This window comes from Gilvibacter sediminis (assembly GCF_028561565.1).
Lineage (GTDB): Bacteria > Bacteroidota > Bacteroidia > Flavobacteriales > Flavobacteriaceae > Gilvibacter > Gilvibacter sediminis.
This window is the reverse complement of the sequence record NZ_JAQQTE010000006.1, coordinates 1-3061: the sequence shown is the minus strand read 5'-3', so window position 1 is coordinate 3061 and position 3061 is coordinate 1. Positions and strand designations below refer to the sequence as shown.

The window sequence follows — 3061 nt, the reverse complement described above, 5'->3', positions numbered from 1 at the left end:
AAGCGAGATCAAAAACGTTCATTGACATATTGGGAAAAGAAATACGAGAAAGCAAGTTATTTGTTTGTAATCATAGATTACAGACATCGAAAATAAATTTGAATCAAACTCATTAAGAGCAAAAAAGTACAATAAGCAAGATAAGGGCGTATGGGGGATGCCTAGGCTCTCAGAGGCGAAGAAGGACGTGATAAGCTGCGATAAGTTGCGGGGAATGGCACATACATTTTGATCCGTGAATTTCCGAATGGGGCAACCCGGCATGTTGAAGACATGTCACCTTTAATTAGGAGCGAACCCGGAGAACTGAAACATCTAAGTACCCGGAGGAGAAGAAAACAATAGTGATTGCGTTAGTAGTGGCGAGCGAACGCGCAGTAGCCCAAACCAGTGTTGTTACGGCAATACTGGGGTTGTAGGACTGCGATGTACTGTGCTGGATGAACTAGAACACGTTGGAAAGCGTGGCCATAGACGGTGATAGCCCGGTATAGGTAAAGAAAGTTACAGTTAGCAGTATCCTGAGTAGTGCGGGGCACGTGAAACCCTGTATGAATTTGGCGGGACCATCCGCTAAGGCTAAATACTCCTGAGAGACCGATAGTGAACCAGTACCGTGAGGGAAAGGTGAAAAGAACCCTGAATAAGGGAGTGAAATAGAACCTGAAACCATACGCTTACAAGCGGTCGGAGCACGTTTACGTGTGACGGCGTGCCTTTTGCATAATGAGCCTACGAGTTACTTTTACTAGCGAGGTTAAGTTTTTAAGGAACGGATCCGTAGCGAAAGCGAGTCTGAATAGGGCGTTTTAGTTAGTAGTAGTAGACGCGAAACCGTGTGATCTACCCATGGGCAGGGTGAAGCTGTGGTAACACACAGTGGAGGCCCGAACCCGTTGACGTTGAAAAGTCTTGGGATGACCTGTGGGTAGGGGTGAAAGGCCAATCAAACTCGGAAATAGCTCGTACTCCCCGAAATGCATTTAGGTGCAGCGTTGATTTAGTTTTATAGAGGTAGAGCTACTGATTGGATGCGGGGGCTTCACCGCCTACCAATTCCTGACAAACTCCGAATGCTATAAAATGATGATCAGCAGTGAGGGCATGGGTGCTAAGGTCCATGTCCGAGAGGGAAAGAACCCAGACCATCAGCTAAGGTCCCCAAATGTATATTAAGTTGACAAAACGCGGTTGGATTGCATAGACAGCTAGGATGTTGGCTTGGAAGCAGCCATTCATTTAAAGAGTGCGTAACAGCTCACTAGTCGAGCGATCCGGCATGGATAATAATCGGGCATAAATATACTACCGAAGCTATGGCATCTGTAAAGATGGGTAGGGGAGCATTCTAGTTGTGTTGAAGGTGAACTGTGAGGTTTGCTGGAACGGCTAGAAAAGAAAATGTAGGCATAAGTAACGATAAAGGGGGCGAGAAACCCCCTCACCGAAAGACCAAGGTTTCCTCAGCTATGCTAATCAGCTGAGGGTTAGTCGGGACCTAACGCGAACCCGAAGGGGGTAGTGGATGGACAACCAGTTAATATTCTGGTACCTGCTCACGTTAAAAGTGACGGAGGCGTATATTTGGTGCGTGCTGACGGAATAGCACGTTGAAGCGAGTAGTAATACCGCGATAGTACACTAAGGCTACGGCTGCGGTGATAATCCAGAGAAGCGACTTCCAAGAAAAGCGAGTGAAGCAGCCCGTACCGTAAACCGACACAGGTGGTTGGGATGAGAATTCTAAGGTGCTCGAGAGATTCATGGCTAAGGAACTAGGCAAAATAGACCTGTAACTTCGGGAGAAAGGTCGCCAACAGCAATGTTGGCCGCAGTGAAGAGGTCCAGGCGACTGTTTATCAAAAACACAGGGCTCTGCTAAATTGAAAGATGATGTATAGGGCCTGACACCTGCCCGGTGCCGGAAGGTTAAGAGGAGATGTTAGCTTCGGCGAAGCATTGAATTGAAGCCCCGGTAAACGGCGGCCGTAACTATAACGGTCCTAAGGTAGCGAAATTCCTTGTCGGGTAAGTTCCGACCTGCACGAATGGTGTAACGATCTGGACACTGTCTCAGCCATGAGCTCGGTGAAATTGTAGTATCGGTGAAGATGCCGATTACCCGCTACGGGACGAAAAGACCCCGTGAACCTTTACTATAGCTTAGTATTGACTTTGGATAAGTAATGTGTAGGATAGGTGGGAGACTTTGAAGTGGCGTCGCCAGGCGTTGTGGAGTCATTGTTGAAATACCACCCTTTACTTATTTGAAGCCTAACTCAGAAATGAGGACAGTGCTTGGTGGGTAGTTTGACTGGGGTGGTCGCCTCCAAAAGAGTAACGGAGGCTTCTAAAGGTTCCCTCAATACGGTTGGCAATCGTGTGTAGAGTGCAATGGCATAAGGGAGCTTGACTGAGAGACATACAGGTCGATCAGGTACGAAAGTAGAGCATAGTGATCCGGTGGTTCCGCATGGAAGGGCCATCGCTCAAAGGATAAAAGGTACTCCGGGGATAACAGGCTGATCTCCCCCAAGAGCTCACATCGACGGGGGGGTTTGGCACCTCGATGTCGGCTCGTCACATCCTGGGGCTGGAGAAGGTCCCAAGGGTTGGGCTGTTCGCCCATTAAAGTGGCACGCGAGCTGGGTTCAGAACGTCGTGAGACAGTTCGGTCTCTATCTGTAGTGGGCGCGAGAAATTTGAGTGAATCTGACTCTAGTACGAGAGGACCGAGTTGGACTAACCTCTGGTGTACCAGTTGTTCCGCCAGGAGCACTGCTGGGTAGCTACGTTGGGAAGGGATAAGCGCTGAAAGCATATAAGCGCGAAACCCATCACAAGATGAGATTTCTTTAAAGGGTCGTGGGAGACTACCACGTTGATAGGTCACAGGTGTAAAGGTGGTAACATCATAGCCGAGTGATACTAATAACCCATAAGCTTATGTACGTCGACTTCCCTGATCTTCGGGTCAGGGAAGCCACTCTTTGCTTTAAAAATTTAATGCAGTTCAAATGAACTTGCTAGAAACTCTCGAATCTCTTTTTCCTTTATGTCA

1 rRNA gene is annotated in these 3061 nt (G+C 48.1%); it reads left to right on the top strand.

The features are described from left to right. The first annotated feature begins 129 nt into the window (after window positions 1–129). Window positions 130–2952, top strand: a 23S ribosomal RNA gene (locus tag POW22_RS10290). Window positions 2953–3061 lie beyond the last annotated feature (109 nt).